This is a genomic window from Pseudomonas sp. SDO5591_S426, from assembly GCF_054070755.1.
Map to the genome: position 1 here is coordinate 14,182 of NZ_JBSVXD010000009.1, position 22,712 is coordinate 36,893.

The window sequence follows — 22,712 nt, forward strand, 5'->3', positions numbered from 1 at the left end:
CGCACTTGATCTACCGTTCTGTGACGCGCTCATTGCTGATGCCTGCGCACCGGTAACGAGACCTCTCCAAAACCGCGACTGCCATGTTTCCAAGGAGCCACGATGGCCACCTCTCCTCGCAAGGCTGCGCCTGCCTCTGCCAGCAAAGCCAAAACCCGAAAGCAATCAAGCGCCCCTGAATCCTCTGCCACCCTGCCCCGCCGTCTCCCGGTGTGCCCGGATCAGTTGGACATGCGTGACCGGCTCTATTTACCGCCGGTCGGTCTGCAACCGGCCAAGACATTGATGCCAACGCTGCGGATGGGCATCAAGAATCAGTTGCAAACCAATGCCTGCACAGGCTTCGCGCTGTCGACAGTGATTGAGTATCTGCTCGACAAAGGAAAACGGGAGAACAAACCGGCCATCTCGCCCTTCATGCTGTACAGCATGGCCCGGCGTTACGACGAAATTCCCGAACCGCCGAATCCGGACCCGAAACTTTCCGACAGCGGATCGACCCTGCGTGGCGCGCTCAAGGGCTGGTACAAACAAGGTGCCTGTGCTGCAAATCTGTGGCCAAACCTGAATATGCCGCCAGCGACCAACCAGCCCACGACCGACTGGTGGATCGACTCAGTACAACGCCCGCTCGGTGCCTATTATCGAGTCAATCCATTATCGATCAGTGACATGCACGTAGCGCTCAATGATCTGGGCGTACTCTACGCCAGCGCTGCCTGTCATTCCGGCTGGAGCGTCGCCGCCAGCGAGGCCATGCCGCTCACTACGCCGTCGACGCATTGGGGCGACTACTGGCGTATCCCCTGCGAGAAGGCCGAACCCGACGATGGTGGGCATGCCTTTGTGATTATCGGCTACAACGAAGACGGTTTTCTGATCCAGAACTCCTGGGGCACTGAATGGGGTAGCGCCGGTTACGCCATCCTCACGTACTCTGACTGGCAGCTGAACGCGATGGACTGCTGGGCACCACAACTGGGGGTGGTCACCGCCGAACACACGGCGATTTCCGAAGCCACTACCCTGCGAGAATCGCCCTCCGGCAATGTTATCGTCGCCACCTCCGAAGTGCTGGCCAATCGCGAAATCAACCCGTTTATCATCGATCTGGGCAACAACGGGGAGCTGAGCCAGACCGGCGATTTCCGCACTCGTCGAGAGGATGTCGAAGACCTGGTCGATTTCCATCTCGGTGAAGCCCGCAAGCGCTGGAACCTGTCGCTAAATGACCCCATCGATATCGCGATCTACGCCCATGGCGGCCTCAATGACGAAAAAGCCGCGGCCGACGCGGCAAAAGAGTGGGTGCCGCTGCTCTACGAAGCAAAAATTTTTCCGATTTTCCTGATGTGGGAAACCGGTGCCATGAAGACCGTGCTCAACCTCATTGTCGATGCCTTCATGCAAGTACCACGCAGCACCGGAGGATTTGTTTCGGACGCCCGTGACCTCGCCAAACAGTTCCTGAACAAACGCCTGGAGCGTTCGCTTGCTGCGCCGGGAACATTGCTGTGGGGTGAGATGAAGCAAAACGCCGACGCCTTGAGCGGCAATCCGCGCAGCGGGTTGCAGATCTTGCACAAGGCCTTCCTGAGCTCTAACAAAATCGGCAAATTCCGCCTGCACCTGATAGGCCATTCGGCGGGCGCCATCGTCCATAGCTTTATCATTGATCGGCTCGCCGGTTCCGGTCTGCGCTTTGCTTCGCTCAGCCTGATGGCGCCAGCGGTGCGCGTAGATACCTTCGAACGCCTGGTATTGCCTCACCTGATCAACAAAACCGTGGACAACTACCTGCAGTTTTCCCTGACGGACAAAGCCGAAAACCAGGATCCGACCTGCCGCCCTTACCTGCGCTCCTTGCTGTACCTCGTTTCCGAATCGTTCGAAGCAGGCGTGCGCACACCGATTCTGGGCATGGACAAGTACATACAGGCATCACCCGTGTTCAACCTGCCTAATTTCACTTACGTCACAACACCGTCGGATAAGTCGATCAACTCGACCCACGGTGGTTTCGACGATGACTTTCCAACCCAACAAAAAATTGTCGAACAAATACAAAAAAGCCGAACCAACATCATTAACCTGACAGGTACGTCGGGTGTGCCAGCAGTGGCGAACGCCAAAGCTACACGCAGCAAGGCAGTGGCCGCGAAACCGAAGAAAGCAGCGACGCCGCGGACGAAAAAAGCATGAACGAAAGCAAGCAGACCACTCCTTACGGCGCTACCGAATTGCTTTGGTCCGGAAAGATAGATTCCAAGCCGTACTGGAATGATGTGCCATTTTCACTGCAGGGCGGCACGCGGTATTACCTGCGCGCCACTGGAAACTGGCTGGACTGGCATAACCTCAGCGACGCCAACGGCTATGACAAAAGCAGCATGAACTGGGCAAAAGGCCTCCTGCGTTTCAAGGCGCCGGGGGCAACCTGGTTCTCCCTGATCGGCAGCATCGACCGGAAACGAGAGAGCCGATTCGTGATTGGCGACGGCAGTCGCTGGAAAGAAGGATGGGTGGCGCCCAAGTCTGGTCGATTGAGCTGTTACGCTAACGATGCACCAGGTTTTTACTGGAACAACGAAGGCGTTGTAACGCTGGAAATCTGGCGGTAGCCGGCCTCAATGCCCTTCCGGTGCCGGCAAGGCGATGTAACTGAAAGGCCTGGGCATCACAATTTCTGTTCCCTTCGGCACATTGTCCCGGGTTATCTGGATCATTGTCGATTCATGCCTCTCTGCCCGCAGAATTTTTGGGTCATCGGGGCTGCCTCCGAAAAAATCCTCCCAGTGCGACAGCACCACCAGTCTGGGCCGGGTCAAATGCAGTAGCCGTTGCGGGTAACCTTCGACATTGCTCCAGGAAGCGACAGGCAAAAACACGACGTCTATGCGCTTGTTGTCGCCAACGTCCGGTGGAAAACCGTACGGCGCATCGCTTGCCGAATCCTGATAGTGCATCCGATAAACCGTCCTGCCCTCTGAGTCCAGCAGGTCCACCAGCCAGGCCAGAGTCTGGCCTTCTCTCCAGTTCCACGCCAATTTTGGCAGCGCGTTCAGGTCGTACGTCCAGGAACCCTTCGCCGGGTCCAGCCCGGTAAAGTTCGGGGCATGATTGCTCTGGACCGGCATCGCGCGAAAGCCACGATTTTTTGAGTAGAACCAGCCGTCCTTCCGCTCAACCGTACGCGAACTCTCCACACCACGCAGCAGACGCGCCATTTTCGACTCGGCATTCACGATCCTGTCGGCTGGCAGTTCGGCACGCAGAATATGGCCAGCAGTACTCGACCCATAGATTGTCGCGGCGAGTGTGTGCCTGCGCATTACCCAGGCCACATCCAGCAGGTGATCGTAGTGGGCGTGACCGACCAGCAGCATCGTCACATCCGCCGCCTCGGGCATGCGCGCGTCTATCTCTTTGGTGTCTGGTGTCATCCAGAACAACTCAGGTAACGCAGGTCGACTGAAAAACGGATCGAACAACAACCCTTCGTCCCGCCAGCGCAGCAAAAAACCGGTCACACCCAGGAACTGCAGCCTGGGCGATGGCGGTGTTTGATTGTTGGAAAGAGGCAATTCACTGATGTCTTGCCTACACCCAGCGAACAGCAGCAGGATCGATAGCGCGAACCAACGCATGGTGTGATCTCCTGCGGGAGCAGATAAAAAATGCAAGAAACACTGGGTTACTGGTGTTACAGATGTGTAATGAAAGAGAGAAAATCATATTTACATCTTTCAATCAGTGTAGCCAACAATCTCGTCACAATAACTCCCACTCGAAGACCTCTACAAAACCAAACTTTTGTAGATAGATAAACGCAATTAATACACTCAAGATTATGCCGAACAAATTTAACAACCAAACTAAAATACAACTACCTTTCAACTCAACTGCCACCACATCAATAACGCTTCGCTACCAGCATGTGGAAAAAACTCCATGAGTAAATTGCACTCCACTCACCCTACCTTCATACGCAATGCCTGTCTTGTGCTGGCGCTTTCGTGGCTGTCAGGTTGTGTGATGCTGCCTTCGGTCTCCCAATACGATGAAGTCACCGACAAACAACTCACGGCCCTTCAACAGTCCACCGATGACTTCATCGTAAAACTTGCAACTGAAACCAACCCCAAAGCCCGAACATATCAGGCCAACCAGACATTTTATGTCGACACTGACAAACAACTTCGACACCTGGAGTTCAGAGTCGATTCAGTTCCCGACAATACCCAGACCATTACCTTGGTCAAAGACATACGCACCCTGATACTGGGTAGCGGACAATGTTCTCCCGAAGGCACCAGTCTGAAGGATTTGCACTGCATGCCATCCAACCAGATTAAAGGTCCATCCGCTCAATCACTCGTCGCTATTCAACGACAGATCAACATCGCCATCAGCGCTGCCTTGAAGCATGAAATTTACAAGAAACAGGCCGACACACCGGAAAAATGATTATTCGGAGATACGCAAATGAATGACAGTGCCGTTTCTACGGGCAATCTGGGTGAGAAAATATTTGAAGGGGCCAAAACGAACCTCGCCGGTCACTTTTCAGCCATTAAAAAATACTTGAAGGGCGAATCCGAGAAGTTGGCAATCACTCTCAGGATGATCCTGGAGGGGGCTGCATCGGGGGAGATTAGTGAAGATGAAGCACGCATCCTAATTAACGGACAAAAAGTTGCCTCATCGGCAGTCATAACGGCAGCCCAGGGGATGAGCGCGGTAGCCGCGCAGGCAGCACTCAATGCCGGGCTGGCCGTTGTGAAGGAATTCGTGAATGGAAAAATCGGCTTCGCGTTGCTGTAAGGCGTTGACGGTCAGTTGAACTCAACGCTGCGGCGCAACCATCCGAAACTGGATATTGATTTCGTTGGAAACAAAGCTGTCAGCCCACTCCCCCTCACCGATTTTGAAGTCGTTACGCTTGAGGGTCAGTTCGCCCACGAAGATGCCGATGCCTCCCTCGGCCTTGAGCAAGACGGGTACATCCACTTCCCGAGTGAGCCCTCTGAGTGTGAGGTTGCCGGTGAACCGGTAGCGATGGTTGCCGAGATCCTTAATGCGGATCGATTCAAAGGTCGCCACCGGGTAACTGCTGGTGTCGAACCAGGCAGGTTTTTGCAATTCGGTGTTGGCGTCCTCGCTACCGGCATCGATGCTGTCGAGGTCGATAGTCAATTTGGCGTTGGCGGTCTCGGGGTGGGTAGTATCGAAATCGAAGTCCCCCGCGAACTTGCGGAACGTGCCATACATCCCCGAGCCCATCTGGCTGTAGGTGAAGCTGATGGTGCTGGCCGTAGGATTGACGTCGGTGTACTCGACGGCATGGATCGAGGGTGATATGCCGAGAACGAGCGCGGCAACCAGAACGGGGGAACGCGAAAATCGATGATTCATTGGATTCTCCGGACCGAGCGGCCTCTACCGATTCTGGTGCAGCCAATGCAGGTCGGCAACAGATGGACTAAAGCAAAGAACCGCTGTTTGTTCCACCAGGGAGCAGTAGTGAGATGGCAAACGATACCCAAAACGACGCCGAACGCGACCGCATTCGCTTCAGGCGAGCGAGCCTTGACCTGGAGAAGGATCGTGCGGGCACGTCATCGCTACAGACCTGGGGCCTCGCGCTATCGGGAGGTGGTATCCGCAGCGCGACGTTTTGTCTGGGTGTGCTCCAGGCCCTGGCACGGGCCAGGCACCCTGGCGCAGCGAAACAAGCAGATCCGAATGATCTTCGCACTCACTTGCTACCTTATTTTGACTATCTCTCCACTGTCAGTGGCGGGGGCTATATAGGGGCATTCTTTTCCTGCCTGTTCCAACCTGATCGACTGCGCGAACAGTGTCCGCCATCACCTACCGAGCCCTTGACTCCCGATGCCATTGCTCAAGCAAAAGTACGCATGGCAGCAGATGACGCCTACGAGGTATTGCGTTTTGAGCCTCCGGGAAGCATCAGTACACACACCGAATACATAACGGAACACGTGGGCAACGGCCCCAGTGCCTGGTTGCGGGAAAACGGGCGCTATCTCACGCCCACCGGCTCCGGAGACATGTTCTATGCCTTGGCCATGACGTGGCGAAACTGGCTGTCATTGCACTTCGTTATCGGTATGCCGCTAGTGGTGATCCTGTCACTGTCCACGTTGGTCAGACAACTCTGCGACACCTGGTTTTTCAGCCTGCCACTCTTCGCCGCGCTTTTTCTTCTGTTGCCTCTGATACAGGCGTACTGGCTCGCGATTCCAGCCAACGCGCTGGATGACGTGCCCGCGCTGCGCAACCCCTGCTCTGTTGCAACCGCCGCGATCGGCAGTCTTGTCGCTGTCGCTGGCTTCTTCGCGTATCTGGGTCACTCACCCGGTATTGCGCTGTTTTGTGCAGCCGCGGCGATCGTGGCAGGTATATCTCTATTGATTTTCTTCCGACTACTGCGAAAGCTCGCCACCTTCAGCACCACCAACAGGGATGATGATGGACTCAACACCAACAGTGTTCGTAACTACCGCATCTACATCACTCGATATCTGAGTGAAGCCATTATCATCACGACCGCGCTCGGGGCCGTGGTGTTGGTAATCGCATTGACTGAGGAGGTGTACAGCGTAAGCGGGACCTGGAAGATCACATCCGCGGGAGTTTTGCCCGTGCTGATCTGGCTGGTACGGCGAGTGGCCTGGACCAAAGATGAAAAAATACTGCCCGATTGGCTACTGAAATTACCTCTGGACACGCTGGCCATGTTCGGTGGTGTCGTGATGGTTCTGGTGCTCTGCCTGGTCTGGGCGCTCTTTGTGCAATGGATTGCATGGGATGGACAGCAAATCGGAGCTCAATCGTTTGCCAGCATGGCATTGCGCCTGTCCGCGCTCTTCATTCTCGCGTTGATATTGACACTGGTTTCCAGCCGGTTCATGGGCTTTCTCAATGGCTCTTCGTTCCAGGGTTTCTATTCGTCACGGCTGACCCGTGCCTATTTGGGTGCCTCCAACGGTCAACGTTTCTACAGCAATGAGGATCAGCGGAAAAAACGCATGAGCGTCGCCGAAACCTTATCCGGGGATGACCTCTCGCTGCAGGCCTACTACGCCACCCGCACCGCCGGCCCCTTGCACCTGATCAATGTCACCATGAACCTTACGGTCGACCCTGCCGAACAGCTTGTGCAACGCGACCGCAAGGGCAAGCCTTTATGCGTGGCACCCTATTGGTTTCCCGGCACGCCGAAATCAGAAAGCCAGTCGATGAGTTTTATCTACAACGGCAAGCGTCAGCATCGTGATACCGAAAATCTGTGGAACTCGGAGATCACGCGATCATTGACGCTGGGACAGTGGATAGGCACTTCCGGTGCGGCCTTCACCACGGGATTGGGGCGCGCGACCAGCCTCGGTTTGTCCCTCGTGTTGGGCATCTCCAATGTGCGTCTCGGCACTTGGTGGCCCGGCAATTTCACGGACGATGAGGAAATGCCGTACGTACGCATTGACCCCTTCCTCGCCCGCTGGCTGCCGACTCAAACCTATTTCTTTTATGAGTTCACCGGTCATTACCATGGCCATCGCCGCGATTTTCAGTATCTGTCTGACGGCGGTCATTTCGATAACACCGCGGTCTATGAACTCCTGCGCAAGGATCGGAACATCGAACTGATTGTCCTGTGTGACTGTGGTTGCGATCCCACTTATCAATTCGATGACCTGACCAATCTCATACGTCTGGCGCGCATCGATCACTCCCTTGAAATCAGGGAGGACACCGGGGTATCAACCAACAGCATCCTCGCCAAAGTGTTTGGCAGCATCAGCGAGTTCAAGAATCCACCCGACGGAGCGAGTGACAAATGTGCCCTGCTTTTCGACGTTGTCCGCCGCCCCGATCCGAAGCGGCCCAACGACGAGGCTGAGCTGATAAGCCGTATTCTGGTGATCAAGCCTCGTCTTATTTCATCGCTGGCGGCCGATGTTTTCAATTACGCCCGAGTCAATCCGGACTTTCCCAACCAGACAACCGCCGACCAGTTCTTCGACGAGGCCCAGTTTGAAAGCTATCGCCAGCTCGGACTGAGCATCGGCCAGAAAATATTCGGCGATGGCAGCAACAACGACCGTATCGCCACCGCCCTTTGGAAGCATTTGAAATACCGGTGATCGAAGCACGAGTACCCGATTCAATCCACTGACCTGACACTGACAACTGGACATTTACTGAAAGGACTCAGCGCGGCGGCTGCCAATGATGCGCAGGACCAGACACGTCTGGAAATTTGCAACTTGGCGACGCCAAACAAAGAACGCCACGGCTCTGAACCGGCAACCGGCAACCGGCAACCGGCAACCGGCAACACACTGTGGACCGTGTAACGACAGTCAACTCGCCTCGTTCTGCCACGCCCGTTGCAACAGATCCATGACTTCGCTATCCGACGTCTGTGAAAAATCCATGTACCAGTAACCGATCGACATCATCCAGTCAGGCATCAGCGGGCAGACCAGCTCATCCACTTCGCTGCGCAACGCCTCGGCGGTTTCAATCGGCGCCACCGGTACGGCGACGACGATGCGCGACGGCGCATGCACTCGCGCGGCATGGATCGCGGCCATCATTGAAGCGCCAGTCGCCAGGCCGTCGTCGACCAGGATCACTACCTGATCCTTGAGTTGCAGCGGCGGACGGTTGCCGCGATACGCCTGCTCACGGCGCAACAATTCCTTGCTTTCCCGGGCGACCACCGCATCGAACGCGGCTTTATCAATGGGGTGCGCCCACAGCGCCTGCTCATTGAGAATCTGGATGCCGCCACTGGCAATCGCGCCCATGGCGAACTCCTGATGTGACGGCACGCCGAGCTTGCGCACTAGCATCAGATCGAGGCGCACGCCGAGAGCCGTGGCCACTTCATAAGCCACCGGCACCCCGCCACGGGGCAAGGCCAGCACGATAACGTCAGATCGATGGGCGTATTGAAGAAGCGGCTCCACCAGCCGCCGCCCGGCGGCGGCGCGGTTTTGCAGGATGGTTTGCGATGAGGGGCCCATGTGAAAACCTCCCCAGGCGATTGCGCCTGATGGTTAACTCTCCCCCTCATGAATTGTCGGTTCGACAGCCCCCAACATCAAGTCGGGCAAGCGACACCACAGCCCCGTTCCACACAGATCCCTGTGGGAGCGGGCTTGCCCGCGAAGACGTCAGCCCAATCAACATCTACCTCAACTGACACCACCTTCGCGAGCAAACAAACATCACTACCTAAACCAACCGCTCAATCTTCTGATGCTGCCAAACCAATTTGTAATACAGCGTCTGCAACGCCAGCATCCCCAGATACGCCACCGGAAACGCCATCCATACCCCTTGCAACCCGAACCGCGCATCCAGCAGATAAGCCACCGGCAACTGCACACACACCACGCACACAATCGAAATCGCCACCGGCACCATCACCGTGCCGCTGGCGCGCATGATGCCGCCGATGATCGCCTGGAAGCCGAACACCAACAGGCTCCAGAGCATGATGTGCAACAGGTGCTCAGCCATATTCAACGTCGCCTCTTCAGTGAGGAACGACGCCAGCAACCAGCTCGACAACAAGTAGCCGAGCACAATCAACCCACCGGTCAGGCATACGTTGATCATCAGCCCGGTCTTCAGAATCGGCCCGATGCGCTCAATGCGCCCTGCCCCGATCGCCTGCGCGCCGAGGATCGACGCCGTGATCGCAATCGACAGCGCCGGGAACTGTACGTAATTGACGATCTGCGTCACCGCGCCATACGCCGCCGTCGCCTGGGACCCGTGCTGGTTCACCAGCGCCAGAATCACCAGCTCCGACAGCGACAACACCACCATCTGCAACCCGGTGGGCAGACCGATGCGCAACACCTTGCCGAGGATCGCCCAATCCAGCTTCATCGCCGCAAAAAACTCGCGGTCCGGCGCCAACGGATGCCCGCGACGAATCAAACGCCACGCCAGCCACCCCATCGCCACCAGGTTGCCCGCCAACCCGGCGAACGCCGCACTCTGAATCCCCATCGGCGGCAATCCCAACCACCCGCGAATCAACGCCGGCGTCAGCGCGAGGCCGATAACCGTCGACACCACCAGCGCCAACAACGGCGACAGCGTGTCGCTCACCCCCCGCAGCAACTGCGTGAACAACACAAACACCAACAGCGACGGCATGAACCACAACATCACATGGGCATACGCGACCGCATCGTCCAGCACATCAACCGGCGTCCCCAACCCCACCAGCGAAGACCGCGCAAACACACTCCCCACCACCGCCGCCACCAACCCGATCAACAGCCCCAAAAACAACGTCGCCCCGGCAATCGCCTTCACCAAATGCGTCTCCCGAGCGCCCCACGCCTGCCCGATCAACACCCCTGCGCCAGCACCCAAACCGATGACCAGGGCGATGAAGAAAAACACGATGGGAAACATGCCGGACACGGCAGCCAAGGCTTGAGTGCCAAGCATCTGGCCGATGTAGATACTGTTGACGGTGCCGGACATGGATTGCAGGAAATTCGACAAGACCATGGGCGCCAGGAAAAGCAGGTAGATTTTCCAGAGTGGGCGTTGGGGTTGCGCTGGGGTTTGCATTGGGTGGAGGTCCATCTCGACGGCGTGAGGGCTAATAGAGGATAGCTTCGGTGAGTTAGGAGCGAGGGGCAATGAACATTTCGGGGTTGTGTTTAGTTTTGTAGGGAAGTGAGGTGAAAGGTCTGAGATTCAGTGTGATTGGTCCTACATGAAGCTCGGAATGCGTCACCTACCGCGTTCTTGCCCTGCGGCTTATAGTCAGCCTCGTCGCAGAGAATAGCGACCGGGTTTGGCGACCTGATCACAGAGAATGACCAATTGACGGCCCTGAGCCAATCAAACAGAGATCATTCAGAATGAATCGATACATGCCTCTCACCGGGATCGACCTGATTCCCGCCTCCCTACTCATTGATACCGAAGCACCGCTCGATGTGCTGCAAGCCATGGCGGATTACCGTATTCGAACGGTTACGCAGGTGTTGGAGAATATTGCCTTTCGCGCAGAGATTGGCTGCGACACGGTGGTGTTGTCGGACTTTTCCAAGCTGCTGGCCATTCCGTTGCGGGATGGGTGTGATTTGATGGATGTGATTGGACGGCGGTTGCGGGCGCAGGTGGCGGAGTGAGTGGAAACGGGCGCTGAAGGCGCCCGTTTTTGTCTGGCGAAAGTAGCCGTCACGTTTGTTGTAGGAAAACAATTTAGCGGGCCTTCGACCCAAGGCTATCCTCCGTAGAGAGCGGCAATCGGCCAGATGCACCTTTTGAAATCTGAATGCGGCAAATAGCAGATAGTCAACGCAGCTTCAATTTCGGCCTTTAGCAACACTTAATAGACTCCGCTCCCCCCTTGATTGGGGGCTATATGGAGCTTGTTCAAGAGGAACGACGTGTAGAAACCGTCATTTGAGGGATTACGGACTATGAATCGGAAGACCTTTAGGCTATTGAGTGTTCTCGCACTGGCGGGGACTGCGTTACCGGTTTCAGCGGTGGGTTTCGATTGGTCAACAGGGCAAGGACTTATCGATACCTGTAAAGTTATTCGCATCCCTCAACAAAAAGCTACAGAAGACGACATAGCACTTACGCTCATGTGCGTAGTTCAATTCAAAACATGGCGTGAATCTTGGACCTATGCCGATGCCTATAACACGCTAACGACCCACAAAAGCGGACCTTTTTGCATACCACATTTGATTACGCACAAAGCTTTGGTAGAAAAGTTTCTCGACTGGTCGAAGGGCAATATGACCCGTGAGCTAAAGACTCAACCGAGCACGCTTAGTGTGTTTACGTTCATGCTCGCTACCTACCCGTGCCCAACGGAACCAAAAACTGAGAAACAAAGGTTCTACGAGCATGAAAGTTAACCCTCCTTTTGATGTTTACTGGTACTCACACTTGTAGGGAACTCATAAGTAAAAATGGGGACGGATTTATTTATCAGAAAATAGATTCACCCTCTTTGAATCACGACACTCCATCTCGCCCTCCGTTTCCCTTCAATCAATGGAGCATCAACCACCAGCCACACAGTTAAACGGCGAATGGAATCCCCAAACTATCTATGCTTAGCTCTATCCAACGACAAGGAGCGTCCGCGTGCCCAAGTTTTTCCCCGCCCTGATCATCCTCACCCTTGCTTCAAACATATGCCTTGCCAGCGAAGCCGACGAGCAAGCCAACGCGTTCAACGATACTTACCTCTCGACTTGCATGAAACACCTTTTCCAACTCGACACCCTGCGAACAGCGCTAAAACGCGTACCCGCACTTCCTCCTGAAAAGGCAGCGCATTTCCTCGCAGGCAAGCCAGGCGATGCCTGGTCCGTTCCAGATAAACGCGGAACCTTCGTACTTGCCCTCTCCAGCGACAAAAACTTCTGCTCGGTCTATGGCCGCAGAGCAAACACCGAGACTGCAAAAAAGTTGTTCCTCGCCATGATCACAACCCCACCCGCCCCGCTCACCGCCAAATTGGTGAGAGAAGAACAAAAACAATCGCCCCTCAATGGACCCACTCAAACCATCGCCTACGAATGGTCGGTACCGAATGCAACGCGCAAGATGATGTTTATTTTTTCGACGGCGCCGTCTGAAAGCGCGCAGGTTCAGGTGTGGGGTTCGGCGTCTGTGGTTAGGGAGTGAATCGAACCGAAGATTCCGGCGACAAAGGAAACATATTGATTTCACTTAAACCGCAAAACATCACGAAGCAGCTAGCGAAGCCTGCGTTCGGCTGCGAAGCAGACGCAAAATCAGGTAGCGCGGTCCTTCAGGATGATCACCTTTGCAGGTTTGACAACTGCTGCGCAGCCGAACGCAGGCTACGCAAGCTGCTACACAGAGTGCGTGGCAGCACCAAATCTCGCCCTCTGTCGCCTCCCGTATTGACATATCGATAAATCTCGATATCCTGCACTCATGGACCTACTCGAAGTATTCAAAGCCCTCTCGAACCCTACACGCCTTCAAATCTTGAAAGGCTTGAAGGACCCCGTTAAGAACTTCCCTCCGCAGGATGAGGGTGACGTTCTCACGGTGGGGGTCTGCGTCAGCAGTATTCAGGAAGGTATCGGGCTGTCGCAGTCAACGGTGTCTGGTTATCTCGCGACGCTGCAACGAGTGGGCCTGGTCGAAGTCCGACGCATTGGACAATGGACCTACTACAAGCGCAATGAAGCAGCCATCAGTGCGCTGGCCGAGATCATAGGGACAGATCTGTAATTTTTTTACACCATGATATCGAGATATCTCGATATCCCTTTTTGTCGATACGAGGATTTTCAATGAAAGCGATGATGCTTAAATCATTTGGCGGCCCGGAATCGTTCGAACTGTGCGACGTGCCCAAGCCTGTGCCGCGTGCGGGACAAGTCCTGGTGCGGGTACACGCCACCTCCATCAACCCCTTGGATTATCAGGTTCGACGTGGCGACTATGCCGACCTGGTGCCACTGCCGGCCATTACCGGGCACGACGTATCGGGCGTTGTCGAAGAAGTTGGGCCGGGTGTGACGGCCTTCGCTCCGGGAGACGAAGTCTGGTACACCCCGCAAATATTTGACGGGCCAGGAAGTTATGCCGAGTACCGCGTTGCGGCCGAAAGCATTATCGGGAAGAAGCCGCCATCACTGAGTCATCTTGAGGCGGCCAGTCTGACCCTGGTCGGCGGCACGGTATGGGAAGCACTGATCGGGCGTGCAGCGCTCAGAGTGGGGGAAAGCATTCTGATCCACGGCGGCGCGGGGGGCGTCGGTCATGTAGCCATTCAGGTGGCAAAAGCCATTGGAGCGCGAGTCTTCACGACCGTGCGCGAAGCCAACTTTGAGTTCGCACGAACCATGGGGGCCGACGTGGTCATCGACTACGAAAAGGAGGATTACGTCGACGCCATCCTCCGCGAAACGGGGGGCCGCGGAGTCGATGTCGTGTTCGACACCATCGGCGGCAACACACTGACGCGTAGCCCCGACGTGCTCGCCCAACTGGGTCGCGTGGTGTCGATTGTGGACATTGCCCAGCCACAAAACCTCGTTCAGGCCTGGGGCAAGAACGCCAGTTATCACTTCGTGTTCACACGACAGAACCGCGGCAAGCTGGATGAGTTGAGCACGTTGATAGCGCGCGGTCAGCTTCGGCCACACGTCGGCGCCGTCTATTCGCTTGCTGACCTTGCTCTCGCCCATGCCCGGTTGGAGAGTCCCAACAACGGCCTTAAAGGAAAAATCGTGATTGCGGTCGAGCCATCGCTCATCCCGTAAGTGCGTTCTTTTAACCGCTTAAGTCATATCCGAGGAACGCCATGATTTATGAAATCGCCCTGCTCCCCGTCCACAAAGAACGCATTGAAATGTTCAGACGTGCATTTGCCGAGGTCGCGCCTTTGCTCACCCGCGCAAAGGGTTACGGCGGCCACTTGCTTGCACAAGGGATAGAAACCCCTGAGCGATTCAACCTGATAGTGCGCTGGGCTTCACTCGAGGATCACACGCCAGGCTTCGAAGAGAGTGAAGACCATCGGATGTTCATGATGGGCCTGGAGGAGTATTTTTCGGAAGAACCGAGCGTCTACCACATTGAAGGGGCAGCTTTTACTGCTGGCGAACAAGTAACCGAAGGGGGAGAGATTTACCTGACTTAATCCGCAACCCAGCCCGTAACAGCTGGCGCAGCCTGCGCTCGGCTGCGAAGCAGACGCAAAATCAGGCAGTGCGATCCTTTGGGATGACTTCACTTGCAGGTTTTACGACTGCTGCGCAGCCGAACTCAGGCTTCGCCAGCTGCTACACCGAGTGCGTGTCGGCAGCGCGGTCGGAGGCGGTCTCCATCAGATAACCCTCACTCCACCAACGAAACCAACCTCGGCTCAATCGCCCCCTTCTCCACTTCCAGCAACGCCAACGTCACCGGCAACTTGAACCGCCGCGGCCCTGCGCTGCCCGGGTTGAGGAATAGCCGTTCCCCGCGCCACTCAATGCGTGGCTTATGGGAGTGTCCGGTAATCACCAGCCTCGTGCCCGCATCAAGCAGCGCGGGTACATCGGCAATGTCATGCACCAGTAAGGTCTGCCAACCCTCGATGTCGAAACTCAGGTGATCGGCCACGAGTTCTGCCCACGGGGCCGTCTGGTCATTGTTCCCGCGCACGACATACAGCGGCGCAATCGCCGCCAGTTGTTCAAGGATTTCCTGCTTACCAATGTCGCCCGCATGAATAATCCGTTCACAACCCTGCAACGCCGCGAGGGCTTCGGGGCGCAGCAGGCCGTGGGTATCGGAGATCACGCCAACTTTCATGCAAGGCTCCAGGCCAGATTCAATATTGAGCGCCTCTCACTTCGACGCATTCCGAGGATCATCATGGCTATCAATGTATTCAAGCCCCAGCGGCCCCGTGCCGTAAACCTGTGAGATGTACTCCCCGGATTTCGCCCAGTGAAAGTGCGGCGTATTGGCCGGCAGTATCACGACGCTACCCGGACCATAAGCAACCAGTTTGTCCGGGTCAAAGACCTTACCAAACCCAATGTAGAAAACGCCGGACATGACGGTATAGATACGATTTTCTGGATGGGTATGGGGCATTAATTTAGTGCCGTTGGGCACTTTGACTCGCACAACGTAGGGTGCAGGCTTACTCGGATCACCGGCGATTACGGCGAGTTTCACTTCTTTCGGGAAAGCGGGAAAGCTGCGCCATTCCACGTCTTCGTTATGTAAAGCGCCGACTTTATCGAGGGGCAAGGGTTGTGCCTGGGCAAACGGCACGGCTGCACTTGCGACAAGAAGTGCCGCCAAACCAGCCGTTTTGAAAATGCTCTGAATCATGAGAGACACCTTAGCGATGCAGTAGACAAAATCGTCAGGCTGACTCTATTTGTGATCGGCGCTGCTGATAATGACACTGTGGCGCATTACAGTTGATCCGCAATGTAATCAATGTACTGGCGCAATCTCCACTCTGCATCATCACGCCTACCAACGGTGTTCCGCCCGCCCTATCAATGCCGTCGATGTTCACAATCACTTCAATGAAATTCTCTTAAAAATTCCACGGCGTAACATCTGCTCCATACCAACCAACAACACCCCGGAGCACACGATCATGAAACGCCAAACCATCCTCAGCATCGCTTTCTCGATCTTCGCAGTTAACGCTTTCGCCGCAACTTCTGCTCAACCTGTCGTCGCTGAAGGCGGCTCGGATCGACTGATTGAAAGCCGTGTGGTTGGAGGTGGTTCGGATCGTCTGATCCAGAATCGTGTGGCTGAAGGCGGTTCTGATCGCCTGATCGAAAACCGCGTCGCTGCCGATGGTTCGGATCGTTTGAAAGGCAACGAAGTCGCCGCTGATGGCTCCGACCGCCTGCAAGGCAACACCGTCGCCGCCGATGGCTCGGATCGCCTGCAAGGCAACACCGTCGCTGCCGATGGCTCCGACCGTCTGCAAGGCAACACCGTTGCCGCCGATGGCTCCGACCGTCTGCAAGGCAACACCGTCGCTGCCGACGGCTCCGATCGTCTGCAAGGCAACACCGTCGCCTGAACACATCGCGACAACGCAATACCCACAAAAAACCCGGCCTGATCAGCCGGGTTTTTTGTGGGCGTAACAAATGTGCTTTTGACTCCAGGCTACTGGTTAGTACACCACGTACATCCCCAGTCCCAAAACCACCACGACAGCATGCGGAAGGCACACATGTGGCCACCTCGCAAACTCGAAATACCTACCCGCCACCTCGGCATGAAACGTCTCGAACCACCGGGTCGATATCTGGAATGCGGGAATTGGCGGCGGGCTTTCAGCTGAAAAATACGCTTCAATGTCCCGTATGCGTCCATGGTAAGCATATTGAAAACCCTTCCAGGACGTCTCCAATGCCCAGAAAAGAGTCGCGGTCAGCGCAGCGATCAGGAAGAGGCTTGGTGACGCGCTCGTGAAGCCGGCAACAATTTGGGCAAGGCTGAACGTCACACTCCAGCCTTTGATCAGCAGCGTTCTGCTGTCAAAGTCTTCAACCACTTTCTGAAGGTGCAGGTACTCGGTTTCGAGTTGTTTTCTTAAGGGATCAACGTCCATTGTTTTACCCTCAATTCTGTAAGTTCAGCTTCGTTCACGGTGAGGATAGTACAGCGCTGTAATTCATCACGTTTCACTACGCTCTCCCCATTGCGCAATTGCGTGGTGCAGCCATTCAGGAATACCGCCGACTCGAAACCGAATTGCCCGACTTGGCGATACGCTGGACAGGTTCTCTGTCCTACAGCGCAAACCTGGATGAAGGGCCCCCGGATGTCCCATCATCGGCCAACCTGATATCCCGATCACGGATTCTGGATCTTGAGCCGAACCTCAAGAATCCCCCTCGGCCTGCCGTGTATGTCGCCGAAGAAGGCGCCCTCGATGCAATGCAGGCAACACACAGCTGACCGAGACGCTGAAAATGCCCCTTCCCATCGAGGCCTCCCCAGCGATTTTCATCCGCTACAAGACACAACCCAATCTCGTGAACACCATCATTTCCAGCCCCGAAATGGAGGTAAGGCAAGGCCCGGAAGGTACGCTGCTGGCGGCGGTAGTGGGCCGTCTCGCCAGCGAGGAAATAATCGACAACACGTTATCCCCTGCCCTTGCGCCCTGCCATCCCAAGCGGTTTTTCCGCACGTAGGGGACGATAGCGACGCGGCTGGATGCGTTGGGACGAACGTTTCATCAGTAGAGAGGATATGGCAGGCGTTAGTTTGTATGTGAATGTATATAGGCTGTCAGAATTACCGTGGAACGATATACCCTTCGCAATAATTTAGTTTATTGCAACACGAAGGGAGTTCTATGCACATTACTACTGCACGCCAACCATTGAACCTGCAACAACCGGAAACACATACACCTTCATCATCCAACAGGTTACACCGTCAGGTTAGCTGTACCAACAACACACCAGAGGAAATTATCCCTTTAATATCGCTGGAAACACCCACAAGAAGCACGCCCAATAAGAGCCACATAGATTGGTTCAAAGCAGCGAATACAAATAATATTGAAATGATCAAATCGCTGATTGAGAGTGGCGTAGATGTCAATCTTACAGGCCCCAACAACCTTACGGCCATAGTGCATGTTCTGTTTGGAAACCTCGAAGGGGAACCAAATTTCGAAATAGCTTGGGAGATCTTTCAAGCAAAAAACTTTAACATCGAGGTGGGAGTCACTGGTCGTCATTTGACAACACTGCAGGCATTGAAACTGTATCAAGACCGAAACCGTGTTTTTAATGAAGATCAAAAAAACAAAAAAACGTCAGAAGCCAACGTATCACTCGACAAACCCAAGCCGGATATCGATGTTTTTACCGAATATTACTCGAAACTTGAGATAGAACAATGGCAAGAAGCTAACGGCCATATATTAAGCTTACCTGAGTTAACCGTAGATCAAAGAATCTGGTTTGAGGCCATCGAACTCTCGGATACAACGAAAATAAATGAATTGATTAAAAACCCTCTAAATATTAATAGACAGGATCACCTGAACCGTACAGCCTTGTGGCTTGCCGCTTACAAAGGGGATGTGATTCTTATTGAAACCCTGCTTGCTTCTAATGGGCTTATCATCAATGAGGAAACAGCAGGCGAGTTCCACAATGATCTTTCCGAACTACGAGACTGCTTGAATTCTGGAGAAGTCGAGAGGGAAAATATCCGCAAGGTGCTAACAAAGCTAATTCCCGATCCCTATCCGAGTGTTTATGCCGAGTTGCTTGAAAAAGCAGGCGGAACATCTCCCCACAACACCTCCGTGATCAATCGACTAACACAGTCCTTTATCAGTGCAATCTGTATAAAAACCGGATTCCGGAACTGACCAGCAGTCATCAGCCACCCATCACCGAACTCGCCAACAACGCCTCCAACCCCATCGGCTTGGCAAAGTAATAACCCTGGGCCTGCCCTGCGCCCATCTCGCGCAGCAGGTCCAGCGTCGCGTGATCCTCGACACCTTCGGCCACCACGCTCAGGTCAAGCGATTCGGCCATGCGCACGATGGCCCGGACGATTGCGCGACTGCGGGCGCTGGTGGTCAGTTCGAGGATGAACGACTTGTCGATTTTCAAGCCGCTGAATTGGTATTGATGCACGTAGCTCAGGGATGAAAATCCTGCGCCGAAGTCATCGAGCACCACCGACATGCCGTTGTCGGCCAATTGCTGCATGGTCTGCTTGGCAATCGCCGGTTCGGCCACCAGCGCACCTTCGGTCAACTCCAGGCAAATCCGCGACGGCTCGACGCCGTGTTGCGCCAACAACGCCAACACATCACTGGCGAAGTCCGGCCGCGTCATGCTGTAGCTGGAGCAATTGACGTGCACCGCAGGCCAGTTGGCGTGTTCAGGTTTCGCGAGGATCGCGGCGATGCTGGCCAGCATGTACAAGTCCAGTCGGCCGATCAGGCGCAAACCCTCGACATCCGGAAGGAACTCGCCCGGCGCGATCACCCGGCCGTCCGGGGAATGCCAGCGGATCAGCGCTTCGAGGGCTAACAGCTCGCCGGTTTCCACACTGACAATCGGCTGGAAATACGGCAGCAGTTCGTCGGTACGCTTGAGCGCGTTGCGCAAGGCCCCTTCTCGCTCGACCTGGTCCGAGACTTCGCGGCGCACTTCCTGGTTGAACACCGCATAGCTGTCGCGCCCGGCACTCTTGACCCGGTACATCGCCGCATCGGCATCGCGCAGCAAGTCGGCCGGCTCGTGATGGAACTGACTGTCGGCGCTGACAATACCGATGCTGCAGGACGAAAAAACCTCATAGCCATTGATGAAAAACGGCAGGTCGAACGCCGCCAGGATTCGTTCGGCGATTTCGATGACCACGTCCAGCGACGCCTCGGGAGCGAGCACTGAAAATTCGTCGCCGCCCAGGCGCGCCAGCATGTCGGTTTCGCGCAAGCAACCGCGTAAGCGGTGGGCGGCCTGCATCAACAGCAGGTCGCCGAAATGGTGGCCGAGGCTGTCGTTGACCATCTTGAAACGGTCGAGATCGATGAACATCACCGCCAAGTGCCCGCCATGGCTGCCAAAGCGTGACCAGGCCAGATTCAGGCGCTGTTGCAGGTAGGTTCGATTCGGCAGCCCGGTCAGCGCATCATGGGTGTTTTCATGCTGCAACTTGGCATTGGCGTGATCGAGTTCACGGGTGCGGCTTTGCACCCGGGCTTCGAGCTTGAGGTTGGCGGTATGGATCGCTTCGGCGGCGGTACGGCGCGACAACGCGGTGTCGATGTGCCGCGACACGAACGTCAACAGTTCCTGGTCCCGCAGCGTGTACCACACGTTTGAGGTATAGCTTTGCACCGCCAGCACGCCTCGCACCATGTCGCCATCGAACAAGGGAATGCCCAGCCAGGAGAAGGACCGGACCGACTCCTGAGCGAGTTCGATTTCACCGCTTGCAGCCAATCGTTCAGCCTCGCCGACGTCAATCAGGCAAGGTCGGCGCTGGCGGATCACGTACTCGGTCAGGCCCCGACGCCCACGCCGCGCTGGCGGGCAGATGGTCTGCCGCTCGTCCACGTAATAGGGAAAAGTCACTTCACTGGTCGCGTCGTCGAACAGCGCAATGTAGAAGTTCTGCGCGAACAGCAGATCACCGACGATGCCATGCAAGGTTTGGAATAGCTCAGCCATATCGCCAGACTGGCTCGACAGTTCGGCAATCTGGAACAGCGCGCTTTGCAGATGCTCGGCGCGCTCGCGGTCCGCCACTTCCTGCCGTAACGCGTCGTTGAGTGCCGAAAGCTCCAGGGTGCGGCGCATCACCGTTTGCTCCAGTTCCTCCCGGTGCAGAATCCGGCCCAGGGCCATGGCCACGTGGCGCGCCACTACCAGAAACAACGCGCGGTCTTCAGCGCTGTAAATACGCGCAACGTCATAGACCTGCATCGCCAGCATACCGAACACTTCATCCGAGGCGTTTTTCAACGGCGCGCCCATCCAGAATTCGGGACGATCACCCACGCAATAGAAACGCCCCTCCGCTTGAGCCGCGAGAATACCGGCGGCGTCGATCAGCAGCGGCTGGCCGGTGGTCAACACCTGGCCGGTCAATGACAGGCGCGAAGGGACAAGGTATTCGTAGTTCTCGGACTCCAGCGCATCAACGTCGATGATGTCTACGTAATACGGGTAGTCGATCTTGCCGGTGTGCGGGTCGTACAGCGCAAGATAGAAGTTCTCGGCATCGATCAGGCTGGCCAGCAACCGGTGAACCCCCACCAGAAACACGGCGCGGTCGCGGGTTGAACTGGCCAGGTAGGTGATTTCATACAGCACACGTTGAGTAATCTGCGCACGGGCAAGCGTATTGGTCTGTAGCTGAACACCCAGGTGCAGGGCAAATTCGGCGAGCGCCGGTTCCGCGGCCTCGTCTTCTGGCGCGAGTAGCCAGCCCAGCACACTTTCGCCCCTGCCGGTCGGCCAGCGGTGCAAGCGTCGGGCCCGGCAAAAGGCGTCAAATGCTTCATTCTCGATGTTTAAAGGCCACTGCGTCCGTGGGTCGCCTTGCCCGACGCAATGCATTTGTTCACCTGCGCGGTAAAACACCCACGCGGTGGTATGACGCCAGATGCGCGCTGAGTCCAGCAATTGTTCGATCGTGCCCGCGCTGCCAACGCAATCCATGCCGACAGTAGCCGGGTAATCTTTATGTTGAAGTGACGCTACTGCGCAATCGGTCGATTGCCGTGGGGAGTCGTTCCTTGTACGAAAACTCATCAGCGCTCCCTGAGCCAGAAACTGGCGACACTCACTGACTGCTAGCAATGTGCCAGTGAGCTTCTCATTTAAAGCTTGTTGTTATTTATTTCAATAATTTTGTTCGCTTGCGTGCCAACTATGAGACGAGCAGCAAGTTATTGGCGATTTGTCGTCCCGTGCGCGGCAATCGTCATCGGCGCCAACCAGCCTGACGCAGCTTAGTGACTATGCCCAACTCCCAACGCTTCCGCCATCCGTACCAGATCCGCAAAGGACCTGGCGTGCATTTTTTTCATGGCATGGGAGCGGTGAATCTTGATGGTGATTTCGCTGAGGTTCATTTGCCCGGCGATCTGTTTGTTCATCAGGCCTTTGACGGCAAGCGCCATGACCTCTCGCTCACGCGCCGTCAGCGATTGATAGTCGGCATGCAGGTTCGAAGATTGCCGTTCGACTTCCCGACGCTTGATATCGGTTTGCAGCGCGGTGGATACCGCGTCCAGCAGGTCCTGCTCACGAAACGGCTTCGCCAGGAAGTCCACGGCACCCGCTTTCATCGCCTTGACGGACATCTCGATGTCGCCATGGCCGGTGATGAAAATAATCGGAATGGTCGTGTTGGACTCAACCAGTTGCCGCTGGAAATCCAGGCCGCTATTGCCTTGAAGACGTACATCCAGGACCAGGCAACTGGCGCCCTCGGTCTTCGGCTGGCGGAGAAATTCCGCCGTGGAGGCGAAGGTTTCGACGCGGATGCCGGCAGAGCGCAAAAGGTTGCTCAGTGCGTCGCGTATGGAAGCATCGTCATCCACCACGTACACGATCGAACCATTGTTTTGCGGCTCACAAGACGGTGCGTTCATGCACGGCACTCTT

At 55.7% G+C, this 22,712-nt stretch carries 22 protein-coding genes and 1 pseudogene; 14 read left to right on the forward strand and 9 right to left on the reverse strand.

Annotation, left to right across the window (positions count from 1 at the left end; translation table 11 throughout):
• The first annotated feature begins 231 nt into the window (after positions 1 to 231).
• Both ACW9JC_RS03645 and ACW9JC_RS03650 read left to right on the forward strand, forming a co-directional pair.
• Positions 232 to 2,202 carry a C1 family peptidase gene (locus tag ACW9JC_RS03645; RefSeq protein ID WP_457453625.1) on the forward strand — a complete coding sequence of 657 codons (1,971 nt, stop codon included), beginning with the start codon at positions 232 to 234 and terminating at the stop codon, positions 2,200 to 2,202.
• Complete coding sequence (locus tag ACW9JC_RS03650; RefSeq protein WP_457453627.1) at positions 2,199 to 2,621, forward strand: hypothetical protein; 423 nt, start codon at positions 2,199 to 2,201, stop codon at positions 2,619 to 2,621. Before ACW9JC_RS03645 ends, ACW9JC_RS03650 begins: the two co-directional genes overlap by 4 nt.
• A gap of 6 nt (positions 2,622 to 2,627) precedes the next feature.
• Here ACW9JC_RS03650 and ACW9JC_RS03655 read toward each other — a convergent pair whose 3' ends face one another.
• Entirely contained in the window at positions 2,628 to 3,647 is a 1,020-nt protein-coding gene (locus ACW9JC_RS03655) for an MBL fold metallo-hydrolase (protein WP_457453628.1), read from the reverse strand.
• A 304-nt stretch (positions 3,648 to 3,951) separates the two neighbouring features.
• Here ACW9JC_RS03655 and ACW9JC_RS03660 point away from each other — a divergent pair, with 304 nt between their 5' ends.
• On the forward strand, positions 3,952 to 4,467 hold the full coding sequence (locus ACW9JC_RS03660; RefSeq protein WP_457453630.1) for a hypothetical protein: 516 nt from the start codon (positions 3,952 to 3,954) through the stop codon (positions 4,465 to 4,467).
• 18 nt (positions 4,468 to 4,485) lie between these two features.
• The gene (locus tag ACW9JC_RS03665) at positions 4,486 to 4,824 is read left to right on the forward strand and encodes a hypothetical protein (protein WP_457453632.1); all 339 of its coding nucleotides are present in this window, start codon (positions 4,486 to 4,488) and stop codon (positions 4,822 to 4,824) included.
• 21 nt (positions 4,825 to 4,845) lie between these two features.
• Here the strand turns inward: ACW9JC_RS03665 and ACW9JC_RS03670 are convergent, their stop codons facing one another.
• Positions 4,846 to 5,415, reverse strand: coding sequence for a YceI family protein (locus tag ACW9JC_RS03670; RefSeq protein WP_457453634.1), 570 nt, complete (start codon positions 5,413 to 5,415; stop codon positions 4,846 to 4,848).
• 113 nt (positions 5,416 to 5,528) lie between these two features.
• Here ACW9JC_RS03670 and ACW9JC_RS03675 point away from each other — a divergent pair, with 113 nt between their 5' ends.
• Positions 5,529 to 8,171: a patatin-like phospholipase family protein gene (locus ACW9JC_RS03675; RefSeq protein WP_457453635.1), complete on the forward strand. Its 2,643-nt coding sequence runs from the start codon at positions 5,529 to 5,531 to the stop codon at positions 8,169 to 8,171.
• 219 nt (positions 8,172 to 8,390) lie between these two features.
• Here the strand turns inward: ACW9JC_RS03675 and ACW9JC_RS03680 are convergent, their stop codons facing one another.
• Both ACW9JC_RS03680 and ACW9JC_RS03685 read right to left on the reverse strand, forming a co-directional pair.
• Positions 8,391 to 9,059, reverse strand: coding sequence for a phosphoribosyltransferase (locus tag ACW9JC_RS03680; RefSeq protein WP_457453637.1), 669 nt, complete (start codon positions 9,057 to 9,059; stop codon positions 8,391 to 8,393).
• Positions 9,060 to 9,270: 211 nt separating this feature from the next.
• On the reverse strand, positions 9,271 to 10,632 hold the full coding sequence (locus ACW9JC_RS03685; protein ID WP_457453638.1) for an MATE family efflux transporter: 1,362 nt from the start codon (positions 10,630 to 10,632) through the stop codon (positions 9,271 to 9,273).
• Between the two features lie 296 nt (positions 10,633 to 10,928).
• Between ACW9JC_RS03685 and ACW9JC_RS03690 the strand changes: the two genes are divergently transcribed.
• From ACW9JC_RS03690 to ACW9JC_RS03715, 6 genes are all read left to right on the forward strand, one after another.
• Complete coding sequence (locus tag ACW9JC_RS03690) at positions 10,929 to 11,201, forward strand: hypothetical protein (protein ID WP_457453640.1); 273 nt, start codon at positions 10,929 to 10,931, stop codon at positions 11,199 to 11,201.
• A gap of 294 nt (positions 11,202 to 11,495) precedes the next feature.
• Positions 11,496 to 11,945, forward strand: a complete 450-nt coding sequence (locus tag ACW9JC_RS03695; protein ID WP_457453641.1) for a hypothetical protein — start codon at positions 11,496 to 11,498, stop codon at positions 11,943 to 11,945.
• Between the two features lie 232 nt (positions 11,946 to 12,177).
• On the forward strand, positions 12,178 to 12,723 hold the full coding sequence (locus tag ACW9JC_RS03700; protein ID WP_457453642.1) for an NMCC_0638 family (lipo)protein: 546 nt from the start codon (positions 12,178 to 12,180) through the stop codon (positions 12,721 to 12,723).
• Between the two features lie 276 nt (positions 12,724 to 12,999).
• Entirely contained in the window at positions 13,000 to 13,302 is a 303-nt protein-coding gene (locus ACW9JC_RS03705; RefSeq protein WP_150701392.1) for an ArsR/SmtB family transcription factor, read from the forward strand.
• A 62-nt stretch (positions 13,303 to 13,364) separates the two neighbouring features.
• Positions 13,365 to 14,339 (forward strand): zinc-dependent alcohol dehydrogenase family protein, encoded by a 975-nt coding sequence (locus ACW9JC_RS03710; protein WP_457453644.1) that lies wholly within the window; start codon positions 13,365 to 13,367, stop codon positions 14,337 to 14,339.
• Between the two features lie 41 nt (positions 14,340 to 14,380).
• Positions 14,381 to 14,719, forward strand: a complete 339-nt coding sequence (locus tag ACW9JC_RS03715) for an antibiotic biosynthesis monooxygenase family protein (RefSeq protein WP_457453646.1) — start codon at positions 14,381 to 14,383, stop codon at positions 14,717 to 14,719.
• Positions 14,720 to 14,916: 197 nt separating this feature from the next.
• Here ACW9JC_RS03715 and ACW9JC_RS03720 read toward each other — a convergent pair whose 3' ends face one another.
• Positions 14,917 to 15,375: a metallophosphoesterase family protein gene (locus tag ACW9JC_RS03720; RefSeq protein ID WP_457453647.1), complete on the reverse strand. Its 459-nt coding sequence runs from the start codon at positions 15,373 to 15,375 to the stop codon at positions 14,917 to 14,919.
• A 36-nt stretch (positions 15,376 to 15,411) separates the two neighbouring features.
• Positions 15,412 to 15,906 (reverse strand): cupin domain-containing protein, encoded by a 495-nt coding sequence (locus tag ACW9JC_RS03725; protein ID WP_457453648.1) that lies wholly within the window; start codon positions 15,904 to 15,906, stop codon positions 15,412 to 15,414.
• 277 nt (positions 15,907 to 16,183) lie between these two features.
• Here ACW9JC_RS03725 and ACW9JC_RS03730 point away from each other — a divergent pair, with 277 nt between their 5' ends.
• Positions 16,184 to 16,624, forward strand: coding sequence for a hypothetical protein (locus tag ACW9JC_RS03730; RefSeq protein WP_457453649.1), 441 nt, complete (start codon positions 16,184 to 16,186; stop codon positions 16,622 to 16,624).
• A 96-nt stretch (positions 16,625 to 16,720) separates the two neighbouring features.
• Here the strand turns inward: ACW9JC_RS03730 and ACW9JC_RS03735 are convergent, their stop codons facing one another.
• Positions 16,721 to 17,161 carry a hypothetical protein gene (locus tag ACW9JC_RS03735; protein ID WP_457453651.1) on the reverse strand — a complete coding sequence of 147 codons (441 nt, stop codon included), beginning with the start codon at positions 17,159 to 17,161 and terminating at the stop codon, positions 16,721 to 16,723.
• A gap of 86 nt (positions 17,162 to 17,247) precedes the next feature.
• On the opposite strand from ACW9JC_RS03735, the pseudogene ACW9JC_RS03740 reads away from it, so the two are divergent.
• Together ACW9JC_RS03740 and ACW9JC_RS03745 are read left to right on the forward strand one after the other, a co-directional pair.
• Positions 17,248 to 17,750 (forward strand): annotated as a pseudogene (locus ACW9JC_RS03740) (hypothetical protein); the annotation flags it as partial.
• Positions 17,751 to 17,914: 164 nt separating this feature from the next.
• Positions 17,915 to 18,946, forward strand: coding sequence for a hypothetical protein (locus tag ACW9JC_RS03745; protein WP_457453653.1), 1,032 nt, complete (start codon positions 17,915 to 17,917; stop codon positions 18,944 to 18,946).
• A gap of 10 nt (positions 18,947 to 18,956) precedes the next feature.
• Here the strand turns inward: ACW9JC_RS03745 and ACW9JC_RS03750 are convergent, their stop codons facing one another.
• Positions 18,957 to 21,854 carry a sensor domain-containing phosphodiesterase gene (locus ACW9JC_RS03750; RefSeq protein ID WP_457453654.1) on the reverse strand — a complete coding sequence of 966 codons (2,898 nt, stop codon included), beginning with the start codon at positions 21,852 to 21,854 and terminating at the stop codon, positions 18,957 to 18,959.
• A gap of 200 nt (positions 21,855 to 22,054) precedes the next feature.
• Complete coding sequence (locus ACW9JC_RS03755) at positions 22,055 to 22,699, reverse strand: response regulator transcription factor (RefSeq protein WP_338581785.1); 645 nt, start codon at positions 22,697 to 22,699, stop codon at positions 22,055 to 22,057.
• Positions 22,700 to 22,712: the final 13 nt, after the last annotated feature.